Here is a 238-nt window from a genome sequence, read left to right on the forward strand (position 1 = left end):
TACTTATAAGTTCCACTTGGCGCCTTGCGGTCTTTGTATAATTTTAGGTATTCAACATCATCAACAATGACAAATCTTAAACTCATCCCTTTGACTTCTTTTCCTCTTTCATCTTTATAAGTTGCGGTTGTTATTCCATACTTATTCGTTGTGAAGCTAATAGTGTTGATCTCACCATCGTCAAAAGCAAGATTGATTTCTTTGTTCTTAATCATATTAAGAAAATCAGAATTCGCTT

1 protein-coding gene is annotated in these 238 nt (G+C 33.2%); it reads right to left on the reverse strand.

Annotation, left to right across the window (positions count from 1 at the left end; all coding sequences use genetic code 11):
* The coding region (locus M901_RS07275; RefSeq protein WP_021277544.1) for a hypothetical protein at window positions 1–215 on the reverse strand (215 nt) is incomplete at its 3' end.
* Window positions 216–238 lie beyond the last annotated feature (23 nt).

Source organism: Bacteriovorax sp. DB6_IX, assembly GCF_000447775.1.
Lineage (GTDB): Bacteria > Bdellovibrionota > Bacteriovoracia > Bacteriovoracales > Bacteriovoracaceae > Halobacteriovorax_A.